The sequence below is a fragment of the Bradyrhizobium sp. GW821-FHT12B03 genome (assembly GCF_058807535.1).
Window position 1 is genome coordinate 203,241 of the sequence record NZ_JBXAQU010000012.1, and the last position, 20,451, is coordinate 223,691.

Here is a 20,451-nt window from a genome sequence, read left to right on the forward strand (position 1 = left end):
GCGGTCGATACTCCCGGAATCCGTGCCCGACGACAGGCCGATGCACGGATTTGATCGTGGCCTTGGCACTCGGAAAGACGGCTCGCGCCAAAGTGGCCGGGCCATGCATGCCGACATCGTCGTCGGCAATGCCAAAAAAGCGGCCGTGGGCGATGCGCCAACGGCGGCGGCGAACGGCCACTTTAGCCGTTTGGAGGCATGGCAGGCAAGGTACGGGTGTTACGGTTGCTTAACGCGACTTGAGCGGATGGGCCGTCTGGTGCCAGGCCCAGGCGGTGCGGATGACCGTCGGCAGGTCGGAATGACGCGGCACAAAGTTGAGAACGTTTCGCGCGGCGGAAGGGTCGGCGACCAGATAGGTGGGATCGCCGGCGCGGCGCGGCTTGACGGTGTGCGGCACCTCGCGCCCGGTCTCCTGCCTGATGGCGTTAAGGATCTCGCGGACCGAGAAGCCGGAGCCGGTGCCGAGATTGAAGCTGCCGCCGGCATGTCCCTGTTCCAACAGCTTCAGTGCGGCGACATGCGCGGCGGCGAGGTCGGTGACATGGATGTAGTCGCGGATCGCGGTGCCGTCCGGCGTGTCGTAGTCATCGCCGAACACCGCGAAGTCGACATGGCCCTGCAGCGCCATCATGGCGCGCGGAATGAGATGGGTCTCGTTGTCGCGCAGCTCGCCGATGCCGCCGGCCGGATCGGCGCCGCTGGCGTTGAAATAGCGCAGGCAGAACGCGCCGAAGCCATAGGCTGTGCGATAGTCGGCGAGCATGCGCTCGATCATCCATTTCGACGCGCCGTAGGGATTGATCGGCGCGCAGGGGAAGTCCTCCGGCAGCTCCTTGGAATCGGCATTGCCGTAGACGGCGCCGGTCGAGGAGAACACGATGCGATGGCAACCGGCGTTGCGCATCGCCTGGAGCAGCGACAGCGTGCCCTGGACGTTGTTGATGTAGTACTTCTGCGGGTCGGTCATGGATTCGCCGACGAGGCTCGCCGCCGCGAAATGCATCACCGCCGAGACCTTGTGATCGGCGAAGGCGCGCGCCAGCGCTGCGCCGTCGAGAAGGTCGCCGGTCACCAGGGGACCGGCAACGAAGCTGCGGTGACCTGTCGAGAGATTGTCATAAACGACGGGCTGATAGCCGGCGGCGGTCAGGGCGCGGCAGGCATGCGAGCCAATATAGCCCGCGCCTCCGGTGACGAGGACAGTCGGTCGGTCGGTCATGTCGTCTTCTGCTCTTCTTCTTAGCGGAGGGGCCGGTTGCGGCTGAAGAGAAGATAGAGCGCGCGGGGGTTGGTGGTCAAATAGCGCCAGAACAGGCGGCGTGGCTCGAGCAGGGTGCGCCAGGCCCATTCGAGCCCGATCTTCTGCATCCATTGCGGCGCGCGGGACCGGCTGCCCGACAAAAAGTTGAACAACCCGCCCGACGTCTTGATAACGCCAACATTGGTCATCAGCGGCGTGTATTCCTCCACGAATGCCTGCTCGTTGGGCACGCCGAGCGCCACCCACAGGTAATCGGGTGCGAGCGCGTTGATCTCCTCGACTTTCGCGCGCAGGGCCTCGCCGCGCAGATAGCCGTGGCTGTGCCCGACGATCTTCAGGTTCGGATACATCCTCTGGACGTTCGCGACCGCCGCGGCATTTTCTTCTTCGCTGGCGCCGAACATGTAGAAGGTGCGGCCGACCGCTTCGGCCTTGCGCGCGACGACGTGGAACAGGTCCGTGGTCGCGACGCGCTCGGGCAGCGGAAACCAGGATTGCAGCTTCGAGGCGGCCACCAGCGGCTGGCCGTCGGCATTGATCAGGTCTGCGGCGCGGAACAGGCGTTCGGTCTGCGGCTCCGTCGAGCAGCGCGCCAGCACTTCGCCATTGGCCGAGGTCAGGTAGAGCGGACGGCCGATGCGATGGCGCGGATCGGTGGCCTCGATCATGAAGTCGGCGGTCGCTTCCAGGTCGAGCGCGGCCATGCGAAGGCCGCCGACGGTGATCCGCGGCACCTCGGCAGTTGCGGCCCGGCCGTCCAGATTGACGCGGCGCTCAAGCATATTGTCTGCCTCGCTGGCGCGCTTGGGTTGCGGGGGCGAGCTCGTCGAGCACGACGCCGACGAGCTTGCGCTCGGCGCGGCCGAGTGTGTTCAGGATCTCTTCCAGGCTGTCGTTGATGTCGAGGCCGGTCGGAAGCACCGCCACCAGCGTGTCGGCCTCGTCGAGCAGCTTGCGGCTGCCGGCCGGGAGCGGCATCGCGGGGCCGTCGAGGATCACGAGATCATAGCCGCCGGCGGCGCGCGCCTGCGAAATCGCCTTGCGGATGGCTTCGGTCGCCTTGCCGGCGTCGCCTTCGACGGCCGGCAGCACCGAGATGCCGTTGACCGTCTTGATCTCGCGTGCGGCCTTGCTGCCGATCGAGAGCCAGCCAAGCGCGCTCGGCTCGCTCTTGCCGGGACGGTTGACCTTGGTCGAGAGCGCATGTGCCTGATGGTCGGCATCGATCATCAGCACGCGGGCACCGTCGCGCGCCGCTGCGAGCGCGAAGTTCAGCGCGGTTACGCTGCGCCCGGTGGTCTCGCTGGCACCAATGAGCGCAATCACCGGCATCGCCTTGCCGCCGGCACGCCGGGCGACTGCGGCGCGCATGTCGCGCCAGGCATTGAGCAGCGTCGTCAGGGGGAAGCCGGGGCGTAGCGTCGGCCAGCCCAGCCGTGTCAAATCGACGCCGCCGCCGGTGGCGAGAATGGCACCCAGCGTGTGAATGACGTCGGCCTCCTGGAGGCGCGCGATCAGTGGCTTTTCGATCAGGGGCTTTTCGGCCATCGAGGGCTGCAGCGGCGGTGCGGCAAGCTCCGGCGGAGCCTGCGCGATTTCCGGGGTTCGCGATGCCTGCTGGGGCCGGACCATCTCCGAAGCCCGAATCGTCTCCGGGACACGGCGGGCTTGCGGCGCCGGCGTGCGTTCGCGGCGGGCCGGCGTGGGCGCGCCGGCGAACAGGAGCTCGGCTGCGACGAACCAGCTCGAAGCCGCGAGTGCGCCGAAGATGAAGCCGATCATGGCGAACAGGCTCATGGCAGGCGGGAACGAGCGCCGCTGCGGCACCGTGGCTTCGCCGATGACGCGGGCCGCCGAGGTGTTGAGCGTCTCCTGCTCCTCGGTTTCGCGTGAGCGCTTGAGGAAGGACTGATAGACGTCGCGGCTGGCGTCGGCCTCGCGCTCGAGCTCGCGCAGGCGTACGGCGGCCTGGCTGAGCTGGACGCTCTGCCGCTTCTGCGCTTCCAACGCGCGGTTGAGCGAGGCTTCGAAGTCGCGGGCGCGCGTCAGATCGTTCTTGGCGGACTGGGCGAAGCGTTCGATCTCTTCGCTGATGGTGCGCTTGAGGTCCTCGACCTGCTTCTCGGTCTGGCGCAGCGCCGGATGGCGCGGGCCGAGCTCGCCGGTCTGCTCCGCATATTTCTTGCGCGCGTCGGCATATTGGGCGCGCAGGTTCGCGATGGTCGGCGATTGCAGTGCTTCGGGGATCGCGCCCGCATCGGCAGCCGTACGGCGGCTCGCCTCGATCTGGTCGAGCCGTGCCTGCGCGTCCATCGTCGCCGCGCGGGCCGCGGAGAGCCGCTGGTTGCTGGCGGAGAGCTGCTGGTCGCTGATCAGCGCGTCCTGGGTGCCGACGAAATTGTTCTGGGCCTTGTAGGTCGCAAGCGCGGTCTCGGCGTTGCGCAGCCGCTCGCGCAGCTCCTTGAGCCGGCCGGACAGGTCGCTGGTGGCACGCCGTGCGGCCGAAGCCTGCGAGTTGCGGGATTCCGCGAGGTAGGCGCCGGTCAGCGTGTTGGCGAGCATCGCGGCCTTCGCCGGATCGGTCGACCAGACCTCGATGTCGACGATGAAGCTCTTCTCGGTCTTGCGGATGGTGATGTGCCGGTTCAGCGCCTCGAGCGCCGCAAGCTGTACTTCCTTCGTCTCCGCGGCGGAGGGGGCGCGGGGCTGAAGGCCGATCAGGCCGAGCAACGACGACATCAGGCTTTTGGCGTCGCCGCCGTCGCCGAATTCGGGATCCTTGTCGAGACCGGCCTGCTGGATCACCTGGAGCAGCACGCTGTTGGAGGTGATCAGGCGCGCCTGGCTCTCCACCACCATGGACATGCCGGAGACGTCCTGGGCGCGCGGCGTGAGTTCGCGATCGACGAGCTGGAGTTCGCGCGGGTCGACATAGAGCTGGGCGGTGGCGGTGTAGCGGGGCGTCAGGCTCTTGCCGACCGTGACCGCAAGCGTCGCGCCGAGCAGGGCTGCGGCCGCAATCGCGATCTTACGCCGCCACAGCAGGCTGACCAGCTCCAGCACGTTGAAGCCGGCTTCTGGCTTCTGCTGCGGGGCCTCGGGTCTGGCTCGATCGATTGGCTGGTTGTAGTCAAGCATGATCCCCAGCTTCCATTCCAACTGCCGCGGGCTGAGGGGTTACTCTTCGCTTCTTGTCACGCACCCAGGATATAGGTGCCCAATCAACGCAACAGGGAAAATTAACCATACGCATTGAGGGACTATTCACCGAAATGGCAAACAAAACGTTTAAGTGCACGCCGCTGCTCGACGCGTCACTGTGACATTCGCGATGTCGCAGGGGGTCGGAGATTAACGGTTCGTTACCGCGCGCCGCGTGGCCGCGAGGCTCCGCCCGTCCTGCGATGGGGTGCGCGCGCACCATGAGCGTCAGCTTTTCCGGAGGATGACGTGATAATCGCCGCGGCGAACGTCGGTGCCGCGCGGCAGCACGGCGTTCAGCACGGCGGCGCCGGCGTCGACGAGGGCCGCGAACAGCGGCTTGCGCCGGCGCATCTCCGGATAGCGTGGACTCTCGACCTCACGGCGGTAGACCATCTCGAGGCCATTAGCGGCCGCGAACGTTTCGAGCCGCGGCAGCGTCACCAGCGGATGGAAGAAAGTCGGGAACGGCGGCTCGCCGGGCAGGCCGGCATCCTTGATGCCGCGGACGTGCCGGTAGAACCAGACGTGGAACCAGTGCGGAGAGTATTTGGTGACGACGCCGGACAGCGAGCGCGGATTGGGCGCGCCGATCAGGATCATCCCGCCGCGCTTGAGTGCGTCACGAAAATTCAGGAGTGCGGCGTCGACATTGGGCAGATGCTCGATCACGTTGTAGCAGATCACGAGATCGAAGGTTTCGCGCCCGAAGGCGTAGGTCTGCACGTCGCCGAGGATGGCTTCGTCGGCGTAGGTGTTGTTGCGCACCTGGTCCTCGTCGATGTCGACGACGGTGACCTTGCTGCGGCTCAGCAATTCAGGCGGCAGAACGCTGCACGAGCCGCCGCCGGCTTCATAGATGGCGAGCCGGCCCTGCGGCAGATCGCGCCGCAATACGTCGTGGACGGCGAGCAGGCTGTCGCGGGCTTCGCCGGGCACCAGATCATGCAGTGCCTGGGCCTGTGCGCTGGCCGCGGGGATTTGGATTGCCGTGGCTGTCGCGAAATCAATCGTGGCTGGCTTGTTCATGTTTTTGACCGCGCTTGTTCGACTCAAATTTACAGGAAAAATCTCGCATGCCCGAAGAGCAAATCTGATGCCGTGCCACCTCACCGGTCGCGGTGCTTACGGTCGGGTTAATGCGCATGGGCGTTAACTACGGCATTGTCCCTATCGCGCCGGCGGCGGACGATGGACTGCGAATTGCAGTACCATGCGCGGATGGATTTGCAGGGAAAACACGTGAAAGCGGTTAAGCACATGGTGGCACGTCCGCATTGCCGCGGGATCCACGAGGCGGTGCCGTTTCGCGCCTCGATCCTTCCGTCCACTTTGGCACGCATCTGTCCCGCCGTACTGTGCCGTCGCGGGACTGCGCCGACGCATGCGGCCGGCGCAAGGCCGTCTTCAGTTAAAGGGCTTTTTCAACATATCTCGGGCATCTAGAACGCCATGACGCTGATCCCGACAGACCTGTCCGCCAGCCGGCTCTCGGATGCCGTGCGCGATCCCAACCGCGAGATCGCGGCGAGCTCCCGCGTCATCGACCTGTCGGTCGGCATCGTCGTCTGCATCCCGTGCTTCCGCCGTCCGCAGCATCTGCGGCTGACGCTGGATTCGCTCGCGAGCCAGCGCACCCCGCGTTCCTTCGCCGTCGTCATGGTCGAGAATGACGCGGCAGGGCGCGAGAGCGCGCCGGTCGCAGCGGAGTATCTGGCCGACGGCCGACTCCAGGGCATCTGCCTCGTCGAGCAGCGGCAGGGCAACTGCCAGGCGATCAACGCCGCGTTCGAGACCGCGCAGGTGCTGTTTCCCGCCGCGACCCGCTTCCTGATGATCGACGACGACGAGATCGCCTCGCCCGACTGGCTCGAGCTGATGGTTCGCACCGCGGAGGCGACCGGTGCCGATGTGGTCGGCGGGCCGGTGCTGCCTGACTTCGACGACGACAGCCAGCCCTGGCTTTCGCGTCATCCCGCCTTCTGCCCCGCCTACGACTACAGCGGCGCGGTGCCGCTGATCTATGGTTGCGGCAATTGTCTGATCACGCGTGCGGCGTTCGAGCGGCTCGGCAGCCCGGCCTTCGATCTGCGCTTCAATTTTCTCGGCGGCGGCGACTGCGACTTCTTCGTGCGCTGCCGCGATGCGGGCATGATCTTCCATTGGACGGCGGAGGCGGTCATCACCGAAACCGTGCCGCAAAACCGCACCAGTCTCGGCTGGATCGCAAAGCGCGGCCTGCGCATCGGCGCGATCAATTATCGTGTGCAGTACAAGGCCGCGCGGGGCGTTGCGGCGCGGGCGCGGGTGTTTGCGCAGATGCTCGGGCGGCTGCCGCTGTCTCTGCTACGCGCTGCCCGTCTGCTGACGACGTCGAAGGCCGTTGTCGCGATGCATCCCGTGATGGTGGCGCTCGGTTCTGCGCTCGCGGCCTTCGGCTTCGATCCCAAGCCCTATCAGGCCTCGAAGATCGCGTCGTGACGGCATGGCGGCGGACTAGATGCCGAAGCAGGCGAGGGCGACCCTGACCGCGGCGCGCGGCAGCGATTTTGGCGACCGCGCTCCGATCATTCCGAGATAGGTGAAGGCTTCGCGATATCTGCCGAAGCGGACCGCCTGCATCGCAGAATAGGTGACGAGATGAATCTCGGCCGCCTGCCGCAGCCCGGCTGCCGTGCCCTCGGGCAGTCTCGCCAGGATCAGCCCGTCATCGAAGATGCGCGTGATCGCCGGGAAGAAGTCCTGCGGCGTCCGCACTGCGGCGTTCATGGTGTTGGCGGTGTGCAGGCGATAGTCGAGCAGAAGCTTCGGTGCGAACTCGAACTCGCCGATCGCGGCGAGGCGGCACCAGCAGTGCCAGTCCTCGCAATATCTGAGGGCGGTGTCGAAGCCGCCTATCGCGCGGAAGGCCTCCGCACGTGTGAGCGCGATGCCGCCGTTGACGATGAAGTTGCCGGCCGCAAGGCGCGTCAGCACGTCGCCGGAGGGCTTGCGGCGACCTTTCAAGAGGTCGCGCCGGCCGATCTGCCGTCCCTCGCTGTCGATCGTGTTGTAGTCGCCGTAGACGAGGACGGCGCGCGGAGCTCTGCGCGCCGCCGCCAGCAGCGCCGCCACCGCGCCGGGGCGCAGGCGGTCGTCGGCATCGAGGAACAGGAGCCACTCGCCGCCGGCCTGTCGCGCGCCGAGATTGCGAGCGGCCGATACGCCGGCGGACTCGTTGACCATCAGGCGTAGCCGCGGGTCACGAATGGCGCGGACGATTGCGACGGTGTCGTCGGTCGAGCCGTCGTCCACGACGATCACCTCGGCGACCTCGTCATGCGCCAGCACGCTCGCGATGGTTTCGCCGACATAGGCCGCAACGTTCTTGGCGGGAATGACGACGGACACCGGCGCGACCGGGGGCATCGGCAGCGGGCGGCGCACGACGGTCGTCGCGCGCGGTGCGGCGGGTAGATCGAGAACGTCGTCGGCGGTGATCAAGCTGCGGCTCGTTCTTAACGGTCTGTTAACCAGGGCGCTTCTGCCGGGCTGGCAAGTGCCAGCGATCGCAATCTCGGCCGCTGCGGATGATACTCGCATTACGGCCGAATCGTTTCCGGGAAGCCCTGCGCAGCACGGGTTTCGTCAATTAGCGTTAAGCCGTTGGCGTGGTGCGGCAGCACGAGGCGCGCCACATCAGGCATGCTGGTTGACGGATGGTTAACGGGGATGGGCTAAGACCTGTCGCTTCCCGGATTCACCAGACCGGCCCTGAGCCATGGATCGCAGCGCCGCTGACATGACCGACGTCGAGGCCCGATCGTTCGGCCACGTGCTGCGCGGTGGTCTTGCCGGACTGAATGCCGTGCAGGCGGCGCGCTGCCTCGTCGCGGTTGCGGCCCTGCTGCTCGTGCTGGTGACGCTCGATCCGTTTCCCGACTTGCGCAGTGAGGACGTCGCCACCGTCGTCGGTGGACGAATGGCGACGACCTACATCTGCTGGGGCCTGCTGGCTGCGGTCGCGGCGCTGCTCGTCGCGGCCACGGATGCGCCGGCGCTGAAGACCCTGGTGACACCGCTGCATCTCTGCCTCGTCGGCTGGCTGTTGATCAACATCGTGTTCTCCGAGAGCCGCGGCGTTTCGATGCAGCGTTTCGTGCTCGCGGTCAGCGTGACGTCGCTCGCCGTCCTGTTGCCGCTGCTGCCGCCGACGCAGCGCAGCTTCAATTTGTGCCTCGGCGCCGCCGCGCTCGTGCTGCTCGCGCTCTGCTATCTCGGCGTCGTCCTGGCACCGCAATATTCGATCCACACCGCACTCGACATCACCGAGCCGCGGCTCGCCGGCGACTGGCGCGGCAGTTTCGGCCACAAGAACGTCGCTTCGCCCGTCATGACCATCCTGGTCTATGTCGGCATCTACCTGTCCGCCGTCGGCGCATTCGTGATGGGACCGGCGATCGCGGCGCTGGCCGGCATTTTCCTGATCTTCACCGGCGGCAAGACGTCGTCGGTGCTGTGCCTTGCGATCTATGTCCTCGCGTCGCTGGTCTATGTGACGCGAAGCCTGTGGCTGAAGCGGCTCATTTGTTTCGTGCCGCTGATCGCGATCAACCTGCTGACGGTCGGCAGTGTCTTGAGCCCGGGGCTCGCAGCCGTGACGCGGCTGCTTCCCCTCGATCCCACTTTCACCGGCCGTTCCGACATCTGGGAGTTCGCGATCGCAGCCGTCGCCGACAAGCCGATCATCGGTCACGGCTATGCGGCCTTCTGGGACGACGTGACCGCGCGGCAGACCGCCCAGGGCGCCGAATGGGCGACGTCCGCTGCGCACAGCCACAACAGCTATCTCGAGCTCGCGGTCACCATCGGCCTGCCCGGGCTGATGCTCGTGATCCCAGTCTTCGTGCTCGCCCCGCTCGGCAATTTCCAGTCGGCCCAGGCGCGCAACCGCAGTAGCGCGCTGGCGAAACTGTTCCTGACGGTGTGGCTGTTCGGCCTGTATTACGGGGCCACCGAGACCTTCCTGCTCGAACGGCAGAATCCGATCTGGTTCATGTTCGCGCTTGCCGTTGCAGGTCTGCACTTCCTGGCAAGGTTCCAATGCGCCGAACGAGCGGAACTCGTTCGCTGACAGCTTGTCGCAGCCGTCGCCGCGATGGTGGCATCGGCTTAACGATAAGCGGCGACGTCACTTGTGGTCTGCGGCAAAACATAATCTACCTGCAAACATTCAGTAATCGTATGACTCGCGGATGACGTTTCTCAGTGTCGAACAACCAGATGATCGGGTGTCCAGCACGTCGGGAATCGCGGTCGATTTCGTGCGCGACTGGCGGCAGGCCGCCTCGCGCCTGAATGCAGGCCATCGCACCGCTTTCCAGCATGGTTACTGGCTCGCTGCCTGGTACGAAGCGTTTTCCGACCTTGCGCCGCTGATCGCGGTGATCTCGGATGCCGCGACCGGCAGGGACATCGCGGTGGTGCCGATGATCAGCCATGTCAGACGCGGGATCCGCGTCGTCGAGTTTGCCGACCTCGGCGTCTCCGACAACAACGCGCCGATCATGGCGCTCGATGCCGTGCTGGACGCGGCGGCGATGCATGCGATCGGCAAGGCCCTGGTCGAGGCATTGCGCGCCTTGCCCGACCGCTTCGACCTGCTGCGCCTGAAGAAGATGCCGGCCCATGTCGGCGGCAAGCCGAACCCGCTGGTGTCGCTCGGCCGTATCGGATCCTGCTCGCTCAACGGCAATCTCGTGCTGACGGGCGACGACTATGCCGACTATCGGGCGTCGATCAGGCGTCTCCAGCTGCCGCGGTGCTGGCGCGTCTTCAGCCGTCTTGGCAGTGCGCGGTTCGAGATCGCCACGGATGTCGCGCGTGCGCACGAGTTCCTCGATATGATGGACGTGCAGCAAGAGGGGCGGATGAGGCAGCTTGGCTCGCCTTTCGTTCTCAATGACGACGTTCACGGCCGATTCTATCGCGAGGTGGCGCGGCAGGGTGTTGCCGAAGGTTATGCCGTCATCTCGGCGCTGGTCTGCGACAAGGGCATCGTTGCGACCACGCTCGGCGTCCGATACGGCGCGACCTATTTCCTGCTGCGCATCAGTCATACCGGCAAGACCTGGGCGAACTTCTCCCCCGGGCTGCTCGTGACCGAACGCACCATGGAGGCGCTGCATGGGCAGGGCGTGCGCCGCTTCGATCTCAGCATCGGCAATCAGGACTACAAGCGCCGGCTGGGGGCCGAGCAGGTGCCGCTGACCGATGTCAGCGTCGCGCTGTCCTGGCGTGGGCTGCCTTTTGCCTGGCGCGACCATGTCGCGCAGGGCCTGCGCCGTCACCCAAGGCTCGCGGCGTTTGCGGCGCATGCGATTGGCAAGCGCGTACGTTAGAGCACGACTGCCCTGATTGCAGGTGTCGCTCGAATATCGCAATCGTTGTGCTATCGTTGTCTCCGCAGTCCGGAGGCGACATGGAAGATCGGTCGGCAAAATATCGCGCATTCTATGCGCAGTTGCTCTGCGCCGCGGCGAAGACCGCGGATCCCCGTATCGAGGAGGCCTTTCGGAGCGTCAGGCGCGAGCCTTTCGCCGGGCCCGGGCCGTGGTCGATTTGTCTCGGCGGCCACCCCTATGTCATGACGCCCGACGATGACCCCGTGTTCCTCTACCAGAACACGCTGCTCGCGCTCGACAGCGCGCGGGGCCTCAATATCGGGATGCCCGGTGCGCACGCCTATTGGCTCAGCGGCTGCGCGGTGAAGCAAGGCGAGACCGTGATCCAGATCGGCGCGGGCAGCGGCTATTACACCGCGATCCTGGCGCATCTCGTCGGCCCCGGCGGCCGCGTCCACGCCTACGAGATCGACGAACGTCTGGCAGGGCTCGCGCGCGAAAATCTGAAAGACATCGCCCATGTGGACGTGCGCGACCGTTCGGGCATCGCGTCCGATCTGCCCAAGGCCGACGTGATCTATGTCTGCGCGGGCGCGGCGCAGCCGGCCGCCGAATGGCTCGATGCCTTGCTGCCCGGCGGACGGCTGGTGTTTCCGCTCGCGCCCGAGGGAGTGCTCGGCGGCATGCTGATGATCACGCGCCCGGACGAGGGTGCGATCTGGCCCGCGAAATTCCTCAGCCGTGCCCAATTCATCGGCTGCGCGGGATTGCAGGATGCGGATGCCGGCCGGCGACTGGCCGAGGCGTTTGCAGGCGGATGGGAGGGCGTGCAGTCGTTACGCAGGGAGGGCGTTCCCGACCAGACCTGCTGGTTCGCCGGTGAGGGCTGGTGGCTGTCCACGGCGGCAGCGCCTGTCGTGACTGCGCCCATCAAGCCCCACGCGGATATCACGCGGGCCTAGCGTCTCACGATTCCGTGCAGCCTGCACACTGAAACCGGCCGCGCGAGGCGCGGAACAGGCTGCGGCAATACCAGCGCCGCGCCAATGCCTGGGCGGGCTTGCGGATCATCTGCGCGATCAACAAGAGTTCGAAAGCCATTCGTATCGCTTTTGGTGAAATATCCTGCCGCAAAGATGGGGCGGCATTCCCGAAAGAGAATGCCGCCCGCGTCGCATCAGCCATGCAGCCGTTCGTCCGTAAAGCTTAACCGCGGCTCAGCAGTGCAGCTAGCCATGTAGTTTCTTGGCGGTCTCCGCGATCTGGCGCCCCTGATAGCGTGCGCCGGCGAGCTCGTTGGCGCTGGGCTGGCGGCTGCCGTCACCGCCGGTGATCGTGGTGGCGCCATAGGGCGAACCGCCAGTGACTTCATCCAGCTTCATCTGGCCGGCGAAGCCATAGTTCAGGCCGACCACCGTCATGCCGAAATGCAGCAAGTTGGTGATGATCGAGAACAGCGTCGTCTCCTGGCCGCCATGCTGGGTCGCTGTGGACGTGAAGGCGCCGCCGACCTTGCCGTGCAGCGCGCCCTTGGCCCAGAGCCCGCCGGCCTGGTCGAGGAAGTTCGCCATCTGCGAAGCCATGCGGCCGAAGCGCGTGCCGGTGCCGACGATGATCGCATCGTAATTGGCGAGGTCGGCGATCTCAGCGATCGGGGCGGCCTGGTCGACCTTGTAATACGAGGCCTTGGCGACCTCGGCCGGCACCAGCTCCGGCACGCGCTTGACGTCGACGGTGGCGCCGGCCTCGCGGGCGCCTTCGGCGACGGCATTGGCCATCGCTTCGATGTGGCCGTAGGCGGAATAGTAAAGAACGAGAACTTTGGTCATGGTGATCTCCGTTGATTGGGTTTGATGGGCTAATTGTTGAGAGGGCGTCATGCCCGGGCAGAAGCGCGAAGCGCGTCTTCGCGCTAGATGTCCCGGGCATCCACGTTCTTGGTCACGCGCGGAAAGGCGTGGATGGCCGGGACAAGCCCGGCCATGACGGGGAGAGCGGTTTAAGCCGCGTCGACGAGCACGAGCTCGGAGTCTTCGAGCGCCGTGATCGTCAGCCGCTCCTCGTCGCGGATCGCGACGCCGTCGCGGGCGTTGACGCGCACGCCGTTGATCTCGACCGCGCCTGCCGCTGGCACCAGATAGAGGTGCCGCGCCTTTTGCGGTTCATACTCCGCGCTCTCGCCGGCCTTCAGCGTGGTGGCGAGCACCCGCGCGTCGGCGCGGATCGGCAGCGCGTCGGTGTCGTCCTCGAAACCGCTGGCGATGGTGACGAGCCTGCCGGTGCGGTCCGCCTTCGGAAACGGCTTCGAACCCCACGTCGGCTGGCCGCCGCGTGCCACAGGCTCGATCCAGATCTGGAAGATCCGCGTCCTGGTCGGCTCGAGATTGTACTCGGAGTGGCGGATGCCGCTGCCAGCGCTCATCACCTGCACGTCGCCCGCTTCAGTGCGGCCCTCGTTGCCGAGGCTGTCCTGATGGGTGATCGCGCCCTCGCGCACATAGGTGATGATCTCCATGTTGGCGTGGGGATGGGCGGGAAAGCCGGTGTTGGGCGCGATCTCGTCGTCGTTCCACACCCGCAAGGCGCCATGGCCCATGTTGCTCGGGTCGTAATGGCCGGCGAAGGAGAAATGATGTTTTGCTTTCAGCCAACCATGATCGGCGCCGCCGAGCTTGTCGAAAGGTCTGAGTTCGATCATTTGCGTATTCCTTGTGTAAGTGGGTTTGGCGCCCTGATCAGGCGCCAAATCCGCCGTCGACGTTGAGCACGGTACCGGTGACGAAGGAGGCCTCCGGACTCGCCAGAAAGACCACGCCAGCGGCGACTTCCTCGGGCCGGCCGAAACGCTGGAGCGCGTGCTGCTTGCGCTGGACTTCCGCGAAGTCGCGGTCATCGTCCGGATTCATGTCGGTGTTGATCGAGCCGGGCTGCACCACGTTGACGGTGATGCCGCGCGGGCCGAGGTCGCGCGCCGCGCCCTTGGTGTAGCCGACCACGGCCGCCTTGGTGGCGACGTAGTCGGCAAGGCCGGGGAACGAGGCGCGATCGGCCAGCATCGAGCCGACCGTGACGATGCGGCCGCCTTCACCCATCAATTGCGAGGCGGCGCGGATCGCCGCGATCACGCCATGCACGTTGACCTGGTCCTGCCGTTCCAGCGCATCGGTATCGGCCTTGGCATCGTCGGTCGCACCGCCGGCGGCAACGCCGGCATTGTTGACGAGAATGTCGAGATGGCCGAACTCCTTCGCCACGTCGTTCACGAGCTTCGTGACGTCCTTGGCCGAGGCCTGATCCGCCCTAAAGGCACGAGCCTTGACGCCCCTGGCCTTCAACTCGGTGACGACGGCTTCAGCCTTGTCGGGCGAGGCGACATAGCTGATGGCGACGTCGGCGCCTTCGTCGGCGAGCGCGCGGGCAGAGGCCGCGCCGATGCCGCGCGAGCCGCCGGTGACGAGGGCAACCTTGCCTGAGAGCTTCTTGGTCATTGGATTTCTCCAGTCCTGAATTTCTGATGACCCTTGGATAAGCCTCCGCCTGTGGTATAGAAATAGAAACTGTTGAAACGTATTGTTTCCTAAAACATCCTGGTTGGACCGGCTTCCATGGCAAAACTCCCCGATTTCGAGGCGCTCGCGATCTTCGCAAAAGTCGTGGAGTTACGGTCGTTTGCGGGTGCCGCGAGTGAGCTCGCGATGTCCAAGGCGACGGTGTCCAAGGCCGTCACCCGGCTCGAGGAGCGGCTCGGCGCGCGGCTGTTCAACCGTACCTCGCGCCGTCTCGCGCTGACCGATGCCGGGCACAAGCTCGCCGAACGCGCCACGCGCCTGCTGGTCGATGGCGAAGCCGCCGAGAACGAGGCGCTGGCGCAATCGGTGGCGCCGCGCGGCCTGGTGCGGCTCGCCGTGCCCATGACGTTCGGCATCAAGGCGGTGGCGCCGCTGCTGCCGGAGTTCTTCGAAACCTACCCGGAGGTCTCGGTCGATCTGCATTTGAGCGATGCGACCATCGACCTGATCGGCGAAGGTTTTGACATGGCGGTGCGGATCGCGCGGCTGCCGGATTCCTCGCTGATCGCGCGGCGGCTCTTCACCATGGCGCGCTTCACGGTGGCGGCGCCGTCCTATCTCAAGCGTCACGGCCGGCCGACGCATCCGATGCATCTGGCCGAGCACAAATGCTTCAGCTACGCCTATCTCTCGACGCCCAATGTCTGGCACTACACCAATTCCGCCGGCGAGCAGGCCAGCGTGCGTCCGGGCGGCCAGCTCCGCGTCAACAACGGCGAAGCCGTGATGCCGGCGCTGATATCAGGCCTCGGCATCGCCGAGCTGCCTGAATTCATCGTCGGCGAGGCCATCTCCTCCGGCGAGGTCGAAGTGATCCTGAAAGACTGGAAACAGGCCGAAGGCGCCGTGCACCTGGTGACGCCGCCCGGCGGCCCGCGCCCCGCACGCGTCGAGGCGCTCGGCGATTTTCTCGCAGCCAAGCTGCCCGGCACCTGCAAGCGGCGTCCGCGTGCGAAAGTGAAGGGGGCATAGAGCGAGCCTCAACGACCCTGTCATTGCGAGCGCAGCCAAGCAATCCAGAGTGCCTCCGCGGAAGGATTCTGGATTGCTTCGTCGCAAGAGCTCCTCGCAATGACGGAGCGTGACTACGACACCTTCACACCGTTGATCGCGGCAATACGCAAGCTGGGCTTCAAAGTCGACTCCAGCTGCGACTTCAATTCGTGCACGCGCGGGTCAGTCGATCGCGCCGCGCATGCCGCGTATTGATGGACCGATTGCGCCAGGGCGCGCCGCGCTTCCGGTGTTCGCGTCAATTCGGGCCTTGAAAGCCGCAAGACGATCGCCGCGAGATTCACCAGCATCTCGTCCAGCGCGACGTCGATGGTTGCAAGATTCCGCATCACTCACTCCCTCGAGAGGGCAACAGCGGGTCCAGGGATGCGTTCCGGGCCGGACCGAACATGGCTAATGCTTCGTAAACGGCTTGTTCTTGCCGTTCGGCACGTTAGGCTGGCGACGAAACAAAGAAAATCAGGGGGAGGCTCCATGATGGATCGTCGCGATCTCTTGCGCGCCGCTGCGGCATTGCCGTTGTTGCGGGCTGCGTTACCGAATGAAGCCTTCGCGCAAACCTATCCTGTTCGCAACATCACGATGATCGTGCCGTTTCCGGCCGGCGGCCAGGCCGATCTCGCCGCGCGCCCGGTGGCGATGGCGCTGGAGCGGATCCTCGGCAAGCCCGTGATCGTCGACAACCGCGCCGGAGGCGGCGGCGGATCGGTCGGCAATGCCGCCGCCGCGCGCGCCGAGCCTGATGGTTACACGCTGCTGATGACGCTGTCCTCGCTCGCGGTGCTCCCCGAGGCCGACCGGCTGTTCGACCGTCCCGTCGCCTATGAAGTCTCGCAGTTCATGCCGATCGCGCGCGTGCTGGCCGATCCGACGTTGCTGGCGGTGCCGGCTTCGGCGCCATGGAAGACGGCGCAGGATTTCGTCGAGGATGCGAAGAAGCGGCCCGGCCAGATCACCTATGGCTCGTCCGGCCCGTACGGCACGCTGCATGTGGCGATGGAGATGTTTGCCAGCAGCGCGGGCATCAAATTGCTGCATGTGCCGTTCCGCGGCGCGGGTCCCGCGCTCACCGCGCTGCTCAGCGGCACCGTGCAGGCCATCGCGGCGGCCCCCGGCACGCTGAAGCCGCAGGTCGACGACGGCAAGCTGCGTGTGCTCGGCAATTGCGGTGCGCAGCGCATCGCGAGCTTCCCTGACGTGCCGACCTTCCAGGAGCTCGGCTACAAGGATGTCGAGATGTATATCTGGGCCGGGCTGTTTGCACAGGGTTCTCTTCCCGCGCCGATCGCGACCCGGCTGCGCGAGGCCATGGCGCAGGTGATGACGAGCCCTGATGTCCTCAAGGCCTTCGACACGTCCGGCAGCCTCGTCGCCTATCAGGATGCGCCGGCCTTCTCGGAATTCGTCGCGGTCGACAGCACGCGGCTGATCGCGGCGGTCAGGAAGATCGGCAAGGTGGAGTAGGTTCCAGCCGGCACTTCACATTTTTTTGTTGGTCCAGAACCTGCCCGCGTCTCATTGATTGATGAGAATTCGAGAGACTCGGGAAGGAATCGAGACATGCGAACAAAGCGGATTGCGCTGGGTGTGGCGCTCGCGATTGGCGGCATCGTCGCGCACGGCGCAGCATTCGCCGAAGAATATCGCGGAACCATGGAACAGCAGATGGCCTGCACGCCGGATGTGTGGCGCCTGTGCAGCGACCAGATTCCGGACGTGAGCCGCATCACGGCCTGCTTGCAGCAGAACACGCCGCAGCTCTCGAGCGGCTGCCGTGCGGTGTTCCAATCCAATAACCAGATGCCGCCGCAACAGCAGGCCCCTCGCAATCGCGCTGCACCGCCGCCGCGCTACAACAATGCGCCTCCGCCCGCGCAGCCGCGGCCTTACGATGACGACGATTAGGCTGTGCAGTATGTGGCAATAGCCAAGAGCCTGTCTCAGCGGTCGCACCACCCGTCGTGCCTTGACGGGCTATGCGGGCGGCACGTCGAGGCCGTTTGGTAGTGAGATCCAAATGACAGTTTGCGCCTCCGCTGAATGGCGCGATAGATGGCCCTTGCCGTGTGTATCCTCCACCAACACGAAGCTTCCCGCCGGAACGTGGCGCACCTCTCCGTCGCTCGTCTCGTATTCAACCGAACCATCCAGCCTCACGCAAAGGTTCGACTCTGGGACCGTATGCCAAGCAACTTCGCGCATGCCCGCAGGAATGCGGGTGAGGCGGACGCGGGACGCGGGATATTTGGCGGAAACGTCGAACGGGAGCGCATCGGGATGCACTGACATCTTCGTTGTCGGCAATTCGACTTCGTCGAAATGCGATTCGCCATCCGGGGTGGCATAGATGCGCAGGCACTTCATTGCGGCTCACCCCTTCTGGTTGGGCGTGTCGAGACGCAGCTGCCGGCGCGAAGATTCGGTCACATTGCCTCGTTCAGCGCTGGCGCTCGCTGTCCGATTCCGGTCGATGTCCCAGCACCATCCGCAGGACGACGCCGAAGAGAATGGCGGCGACTGGCCAGTGGAACCAGATCTTGTGGCCAGTGAAAAGATTGATCAGAATCAGGAAGGCCGACACCGTGAGAGCCGCTGCAAGCGGGCGGGGCAGCTTTCCTAGCCAATGCGAGACGACATTCGTCGACGTAGACGGCTCGCGGCTGAGGTCCATCCGCGGAGCGCGCGCTCTCTCTGAAGGAGCTGGGCTCTCATTGATCGCGAAGCTTCCCAGCCCGGCGGTCTGGCTGCCGAGGGTCAGCCGATAGCTGGTCAGGGGCGCAATGTTCTTCATGGGGCGCTGGCCGAGACAGTCGAAGCCAACCGACATCTTGTTGTGCACCTGATCGTAGACGGAGCTCGAGATCACGACGCCGCCGGGTTCAGCGAGCTCCTGCAGGCGTGATGCGATATTGACGCCGTCACCATAGATATTGGTGCCGTCCACCATGACATCGCCGAGGTTGATGCCGATACGGAATCGCATTGGGTTCGCTTGGGGCGGGGCCGACTCCTGATTGGAAACTTCCTGCTGGATTTCGATCGCGCATTGCACGGCTTCGACGACACTGGCGAATTCGGCGATCACGGCATCGCCCCAGGTATTGACGATGCGGCCGTCATGCCGCTCGACCAATCGCGCCATGGCAGCGAAGTAGCGGCGGAGTGTCTCCAGCGTTCCGGTCTCGTCGGCTTCCATGAGACGGGAATAGCTGTACACGTCGGCGCACAGCACGGTGGTCAGTCGTCGTTTCACTTTGTCGTCGGTCATGGTTCCTACATTAGCCTCCCCGACCGACAAATGCATCAGGCGTCCCGCAGCGGCCTTACGGCCTGACCTCGCAGACATCGACCCATTCGGCTGCGGTGAGCTCGGCCATCCGCTCCGGCGTGATGCGCACCGCGCTGTGGGTCGAGCCTGCGGCCGGCACCACCACGTCGAAGGCCTTCAGCGACACGTCGCAATAGACCGGCAACGGCGACTTCAGCCCGAACGGGCAGACGCCGCCGACCTCGTGGCCGGTGATCTCGGCAACCTCTTCCAGCCCCAGCATCTTCGGCTTGCCGCCGAACTGCGCCTTCACCTTCTTGTTGTCCATCCGCGAAGTGCCGGCGGCGACGATCAGGATGACGCGCTCGCCGATCCGCAAGGACAGTGTCTTGGCGATCCGCCCGGGCTCGACGCCATAGGCTTCGGCGGCCAGCGGCACGGTCGCCGAACTGATCGGAGATTCGATGACTGATATGTCGGGGGCTTTTTCGGCGAAGAAGGCGCGAACGGATTCCAGGCTCATTCACAACTCACGGGCGGGCGGCGATACTTATGCGATCTTTGCCAGTTCGGAGAGCGAACGGATGCGGTGGTCCGGCGCAAAGCCGAGCTCGTCCATCTGGGTGCGGATCGCCTTGAACATCGTCAGCGGTGCCACGAGTTCGTTCTCGACGCAAGCCAGCGCCATGGCCTCGGGCGTCACCCGCTCGATCCAGGCGACGTTGAGGCCGAACGATTTCGCGCCGGCAACGTCCCAGGGATTGGACGAGACGAACAGAACCTCGTCCGGCCTGGTGCCGAGCGCCTCGCCGATCAGCTCATAGGCCTCAGGAGACGGCTTGAAGATCTTCCTGGCATCGACGCTGATGGTGGCATCGAGCAGGCGGTCGAGCCTGGTGTTGCGCACCAGCGCGTTCAGCATGTCCGGGCTGCCGTTGGAGAGGATGGCGAGCTTGCGCGGCTTCAGCGCGGCCAGCGCTGCCGCCGCATCCGGATAGAGATCGAGGTGCAGATATTTCTCGACGACGCGCTCGAACGCCTCGCTCTCGTAAGCAAGTCCGAGCACGCGCAGCGTATAGGTCAGCGAGTCCCGCGTGACCGCGCCAAAATCCTGGTAGCGCCGCATCAGCGAGCGCAACCAGGTGTATTCGAGCTGCTTGATCCGCCAAACCTGCGTGATGATCTCGCCGTAGCCGGGAAACGCGTCTTCGGTGACCTCCGCGACCGACTGGATGTCGTAGAGCGTCCCGTAGGCGTCGAAGACGACGGCTTTGATGCTCATCGGCTGTCCTTCCAGGCAGTTGTGGTCACAGGAACTCCGCTGGCGGAGCGCGCGTCATCGTCAGCTTACCAAAGCACAGCGGAAGTCTGCTACTGCACATGTGGTCGGCGGCTTGTGACCCATTTCGGACTTGGAATGAATTTAAAAGAAAGCGTAAACGCGCGAGCGATACAGTACGGTAGTACAACGTCCGGAGGAAATCGGGTGGACGCTCAACAGGTCATTTTCGCCTACATCCTTTTGGGGCTTTGGTATCTACAGGATTTCATCTTCCGGCATTGGCTGGCCGTCATCCTTGTGATCAGCATCAGCATCGTCATCACGATTGTGGTTGCGGCAAGGGAGCGCGGTGCCAAGGGGCTTTGAGCGGCTGAGGTTGGTGTCGGCTTTTGGCCGATTTCGTTGAAAAAGGCTGCAGTAGTCCGATGTATTGGCGCCAGCTCCGAAGCGGCCTAGCGGCTGGGTTCTCC

At 65.2% G+C, this 20,451-nt stretch carries 22 protein-coding genes; 7 read left to right on the forward strand and 15 right to left on the reverse strand.

Annotated elements, in window-relative coordinates; all coding sequences use genetic code 11:
• Positions 1 to 229: 229 nt before the first annotated feature.
• The 4 genes from galE to AC1RUR_RS23280 all read right to left on the reverse strand — a co-directional run bounded on the left by galE (position 230) and on the right by AC1RUR_RS23280 (position 5,494).
• The gene (galE, locus tag AC1RUR_RS23265) at positions 230 to 1,222 is read right to left on the reverse strand and encodes a UDP-glucose 4-epimerase GalE (RefSeq protein ID WP_492848235.1); all 993 of its coding nucleotides are present in this window, start codon (positions 1,220 to 1,222) and stop codon (positions 230 to 232) included.
• 20 nt (positions 1,223 to 1,242) lie between these two features.
• Positions 1,243 to 2,046: a WecB/TagA/CpsF family glycosyltransferase gene (locus tag AC1RUR_RS23270; RefSeq protein ID WP_492848237.1), complete on the reverse strand. Its 804-nt coding sequence runs from the start codon at positions 2,044 to 2,046 to the stop codon at positions 1,243 to 1,245.
• Entirely contained in the window at positions 2,039 to 4,402 is a 2,364-nt protein-coding gene (locus tag AC1RUR_RS23275) for an exopolysaccharide transport family protein (protein WP_492848238.1), read from the reverse strand. Before AC1RUR_RS23275 ends, AC1RUR_RS23270 begins: the two co-directional genes overlap by 8 nt.
• A 291-nt stretch (positions 4,403 to 4,693) precedes the next feature.
• On the reverse strand, positions 4,694 to 5,494 hold the full coding sequence (locus tag AC1RUR_RS23280) for a class I SAM-dependent methyltransferase (protein WP_492848240.1): 801 nt from the start codon (positions 5,492 to 5,494) through the stop codon (positions 4,694 to 4,696).
• A 423-nt stretch (positions 5,495 to 5,917) separates the two neighbouring features.
• Here AC1RUR_RS23280 and AC1RUR_RS23285 point away from each other — a divergent pair, with 423 nt between their 5' ends.
• The gene (locus AC1RUR_RS23285; protein ID WP_492848241.1) at positions 5,918 to 6,946 is read left to right on the forward strand and encodes a glycosyltransferase family 2 protein; all 1,029 of its coding nucleotides are present in this window, start codon (positions 5,918 to 5,920) and stop codon (positions 6,944 to 6,946) included.
• A 15-nt stretch (positions 6,947 to 6,961) separates the two neighbouring features.
• Here AC1RUR_RS23285 and AC1RUR_RS23290 read toward each other — a convergent pair whose 3' ends face one another.
• Positions 6,962 to 7,948 carry a glycosyltransferase gene (locus tag AC1RUR_RS23290; protein ID WP_492848243.1) on the reverse strand — a complete coding sequence of 329 codons (987 nt, stop codon included), beginning with the start codon at positions 7,946 to 7,948 and terminating at the stop codon, positions 6,962 to 6,964.
• Between the two features lie 277 nt (positions 7,949 to 8,225).
• Between AC1RUR_RS23290 and AC1RUR_RS23295 the strand changes: the two genes are divergently transcribed.
• From AC1RUR_RS23295 to AC1RUR_RS23305, 3 genes are all read left to right on the forward strand, one after another.
• A complete protein-coding gene (locus AC1RUR_RS23295; RefSeq protein ID WP_492848245.1) occupies positions 8,226 to 9,578 on the forward strand; it encodes an O-antigen ligase family protein in 1,353 nt (450 codons plus the stop codon).
• A gap of 121 nt (positions 9,579 to 9,699) precedes the next feature.
• Complete coding sequence (locus AC1RUR_RS23300) at positions 9,700 to 10,845, forward strand: GNAT family N-acetyltransferase (protein WP_492848247.1); 1,146 nt, start codon at positions 9,700 to 9,702, stop codon at positions 10,843 to 10,845.
• 80 nt (positions 10,846 to 10,925) lie between these two features.
• Positions 10,926 to 11,810, forward strand: coding sequence for a protein-L-isoaspartate O-methyltransferase family protein (locus tag AC1RUR_RS23305; protein ID WP_492848249.1), 885 nt, complete (start codon positions 10,926 to 10,928; stop codon positions 11,808 to 11,810).
• 4 nt (positions 11,811 to 11,814) lie between these two features.
• On the opposite strand, the gene AC1RUR_RS23310 is transcribed toward AC1RUR_RS23305, so the two are convergent.
• The 4 genes from AC1RUR_RS23310 to AC1RUR_RS23325 form a co-directional block, all read right to left on the reverse strand.
• Positions 11,815 to 12,033: a hypothetical protein gene (locus tag AC1RUR_RS23310; protein ID WP_492848251.1), complete on the reverse strand. Its 219-nt coding sequence runs from the start codon at positions 12,031 to 12,033 to the stop codon at positions 11,815 to 11,817.
• 44 nt (positions 12,034 to 12,077) lie between these two features.
• Positions 12,078 to 12,677, reverse strand: coding sequence for an NAD(P)H:quinone oxidoreductase (wrbA, locus tag AC1RUR_RS23315; protein WP_492848253.1), 600 nt, complete (start codon positions 12,675 to 12,677; stop codon positions 12,078 to 12,080).
• A 170-nt stretch (positions 12,678 to 12,847) separates the two neighbouring features.
• Positions 12,848 to 13,546, reverse strand: coding sequence for a pirin family protein (locus AC1RUR_RS23320; protein ID WP_492848255.1), 699 nt, complete (start codon positions 13,544 to 13,546; stop codon positions 12,848 to 12,850).
• 37 nt (positions 13,547 to 13,583) lie between these two features.
• Complete coding sequence (locus tag AC1RUR_RS23325) at positions 13,584 to 14,336, reverse strand: SDR family NAD(P)-dependent oxidoreductase (protein ID WP_492848257.1); 753 nt, start codon at positions 14,334 to 14,336, stop codon at positions 13,584 to 13,586.
• Positions 14,337 to 14,453: 117 nt separating this feature from the next.
• On the opposite strand from AC1RUR_RS23325, the gene AC1RUR_RS23330 reads away from it, so the two are divergent.
• A complete protein-coding gene (locus AC1RUR_RS23330) occupies positions 14,454 to 15,389 on the forward strand; it encodes a LysR family transcriptional regulator (RefSeq protein WP_492848259.1) in 936 nt (311 codons plus the stop codon).
• Between the two features lie 113 nt (positions 15,390 to 15,502).
• Here the strand turns inward: AC1RUR_RS23330 and AC1RUR_RS23335 are convergent, their stop codons facing one another.
• Entirely contained in the window at positions 15,503 to 15,760 is a 258-nt protein-coding gene (locus AC1RUR_RS23335; RefSeq protein WP_492848261.1) for a hypothetical protein, read from the reverse strand.
• 148 nt (positions 15,761 to 15,908) lie between these two features.
• Here AC1RUR_RS23335 and AC1RUR_RS23340 point away from each other — a divergent pair, with 148 nt between their 5' ends.
• Both AC1RUR_RS23340 and AC1RUR_RS23345 read left to right on the forward strand, forming a co-directional pair.
• Positions 15,909 to 16,895 carry a tripartite tricarboxylate transporter substrate binding protein gene (locus tag AC1RUR_RS23340; RefSeq protein WP_492848279.1) on the forward strand — a complete coding sequence of 329 codons (987 nt, stop codon included), beginning with the start codon at positions 15,909 to 15,911 and terminating at the stop codon, positions 16,893 to 16,895.
• A 96-nt stretch (positions 16,896 to 16,991) separates the two neighbouring features.
• A complete protein-coding gene (locus tag AC1RUR_RS23345; protein WP_492848263.1) occupies positions 16,992 to 17,336 on the forward strand; it encodes a hypothetical protein in 345 nt (114 codons plus the stop codon).
• A 69-nt stretch (positions 17,337 to 17,405) separates the two neighbouring features.
• Here AC1RUR_RS23345 and AC1RUR_RS23350 read toward each other — a convergent pair whose 3' ends face one another.
• From AC1RUR_RS23350 to AC1RUR_RS23370, 5 genes are all read right to left on the reverse strand, one after another.
• Entirely contained in the window at positions 17,406 to 17,795 is a 390-nt protein-coding gene (locus tag AC1RUR_RS23350) for a cupin domain-containing protein (RefSeq protein WP_492848265.1), read from the reverse strand.
• Positions 17,796 to 17,868: 73 nt separating this feature from the next.
• The gene (locus tag AC1RUR_RS23355) at positions 17,869 to 18,699 is read right to left on the reverse strand and encodes an adenylate/guanylate cyclase domain-containing protein (RefSeq protein ID WP_492848267.1); all 831 of its coding nucleotides are present in this window, start codon (positions 18,697 to 18,699) and stop codon (positions 17,869 to 17,871) included.
• Between the two features lie 55 nt (positions 18,700 to 18,754).
• On the reverse strand, positions 18,755 to 19,222 hold the full coding sequence (locus AC1RUR_RS23360) for a YbaK/EbsC family protein (RefSeq protein WP_492848269.1): 468 nt from the start codon (positions 19,220 to 19,222) through the stop codon (positions 18,755 to 18,757).
• Positions 19,223 to 19,249: 27 nt separating this feature from the next.
• A complete protein-coding gene (locus AC1RUR_RS23365; protein WP_492848270.1) occupies positions 19,250 to 19,981 on the reverse strand; it encodes a haloacid dehalogenase type II in 732 nt (243 codons plus the stop codon).
• Positions 19,982 to 20,236: 255 nt separating this feature from the next.
• Positions 20,237 to 20,451: hypothetical protein (locus AC1RUR_RS23370; protein WP_492848272.1), on the reverse strand; the 215-nt coding region annotated here is incomplete at its 5' end.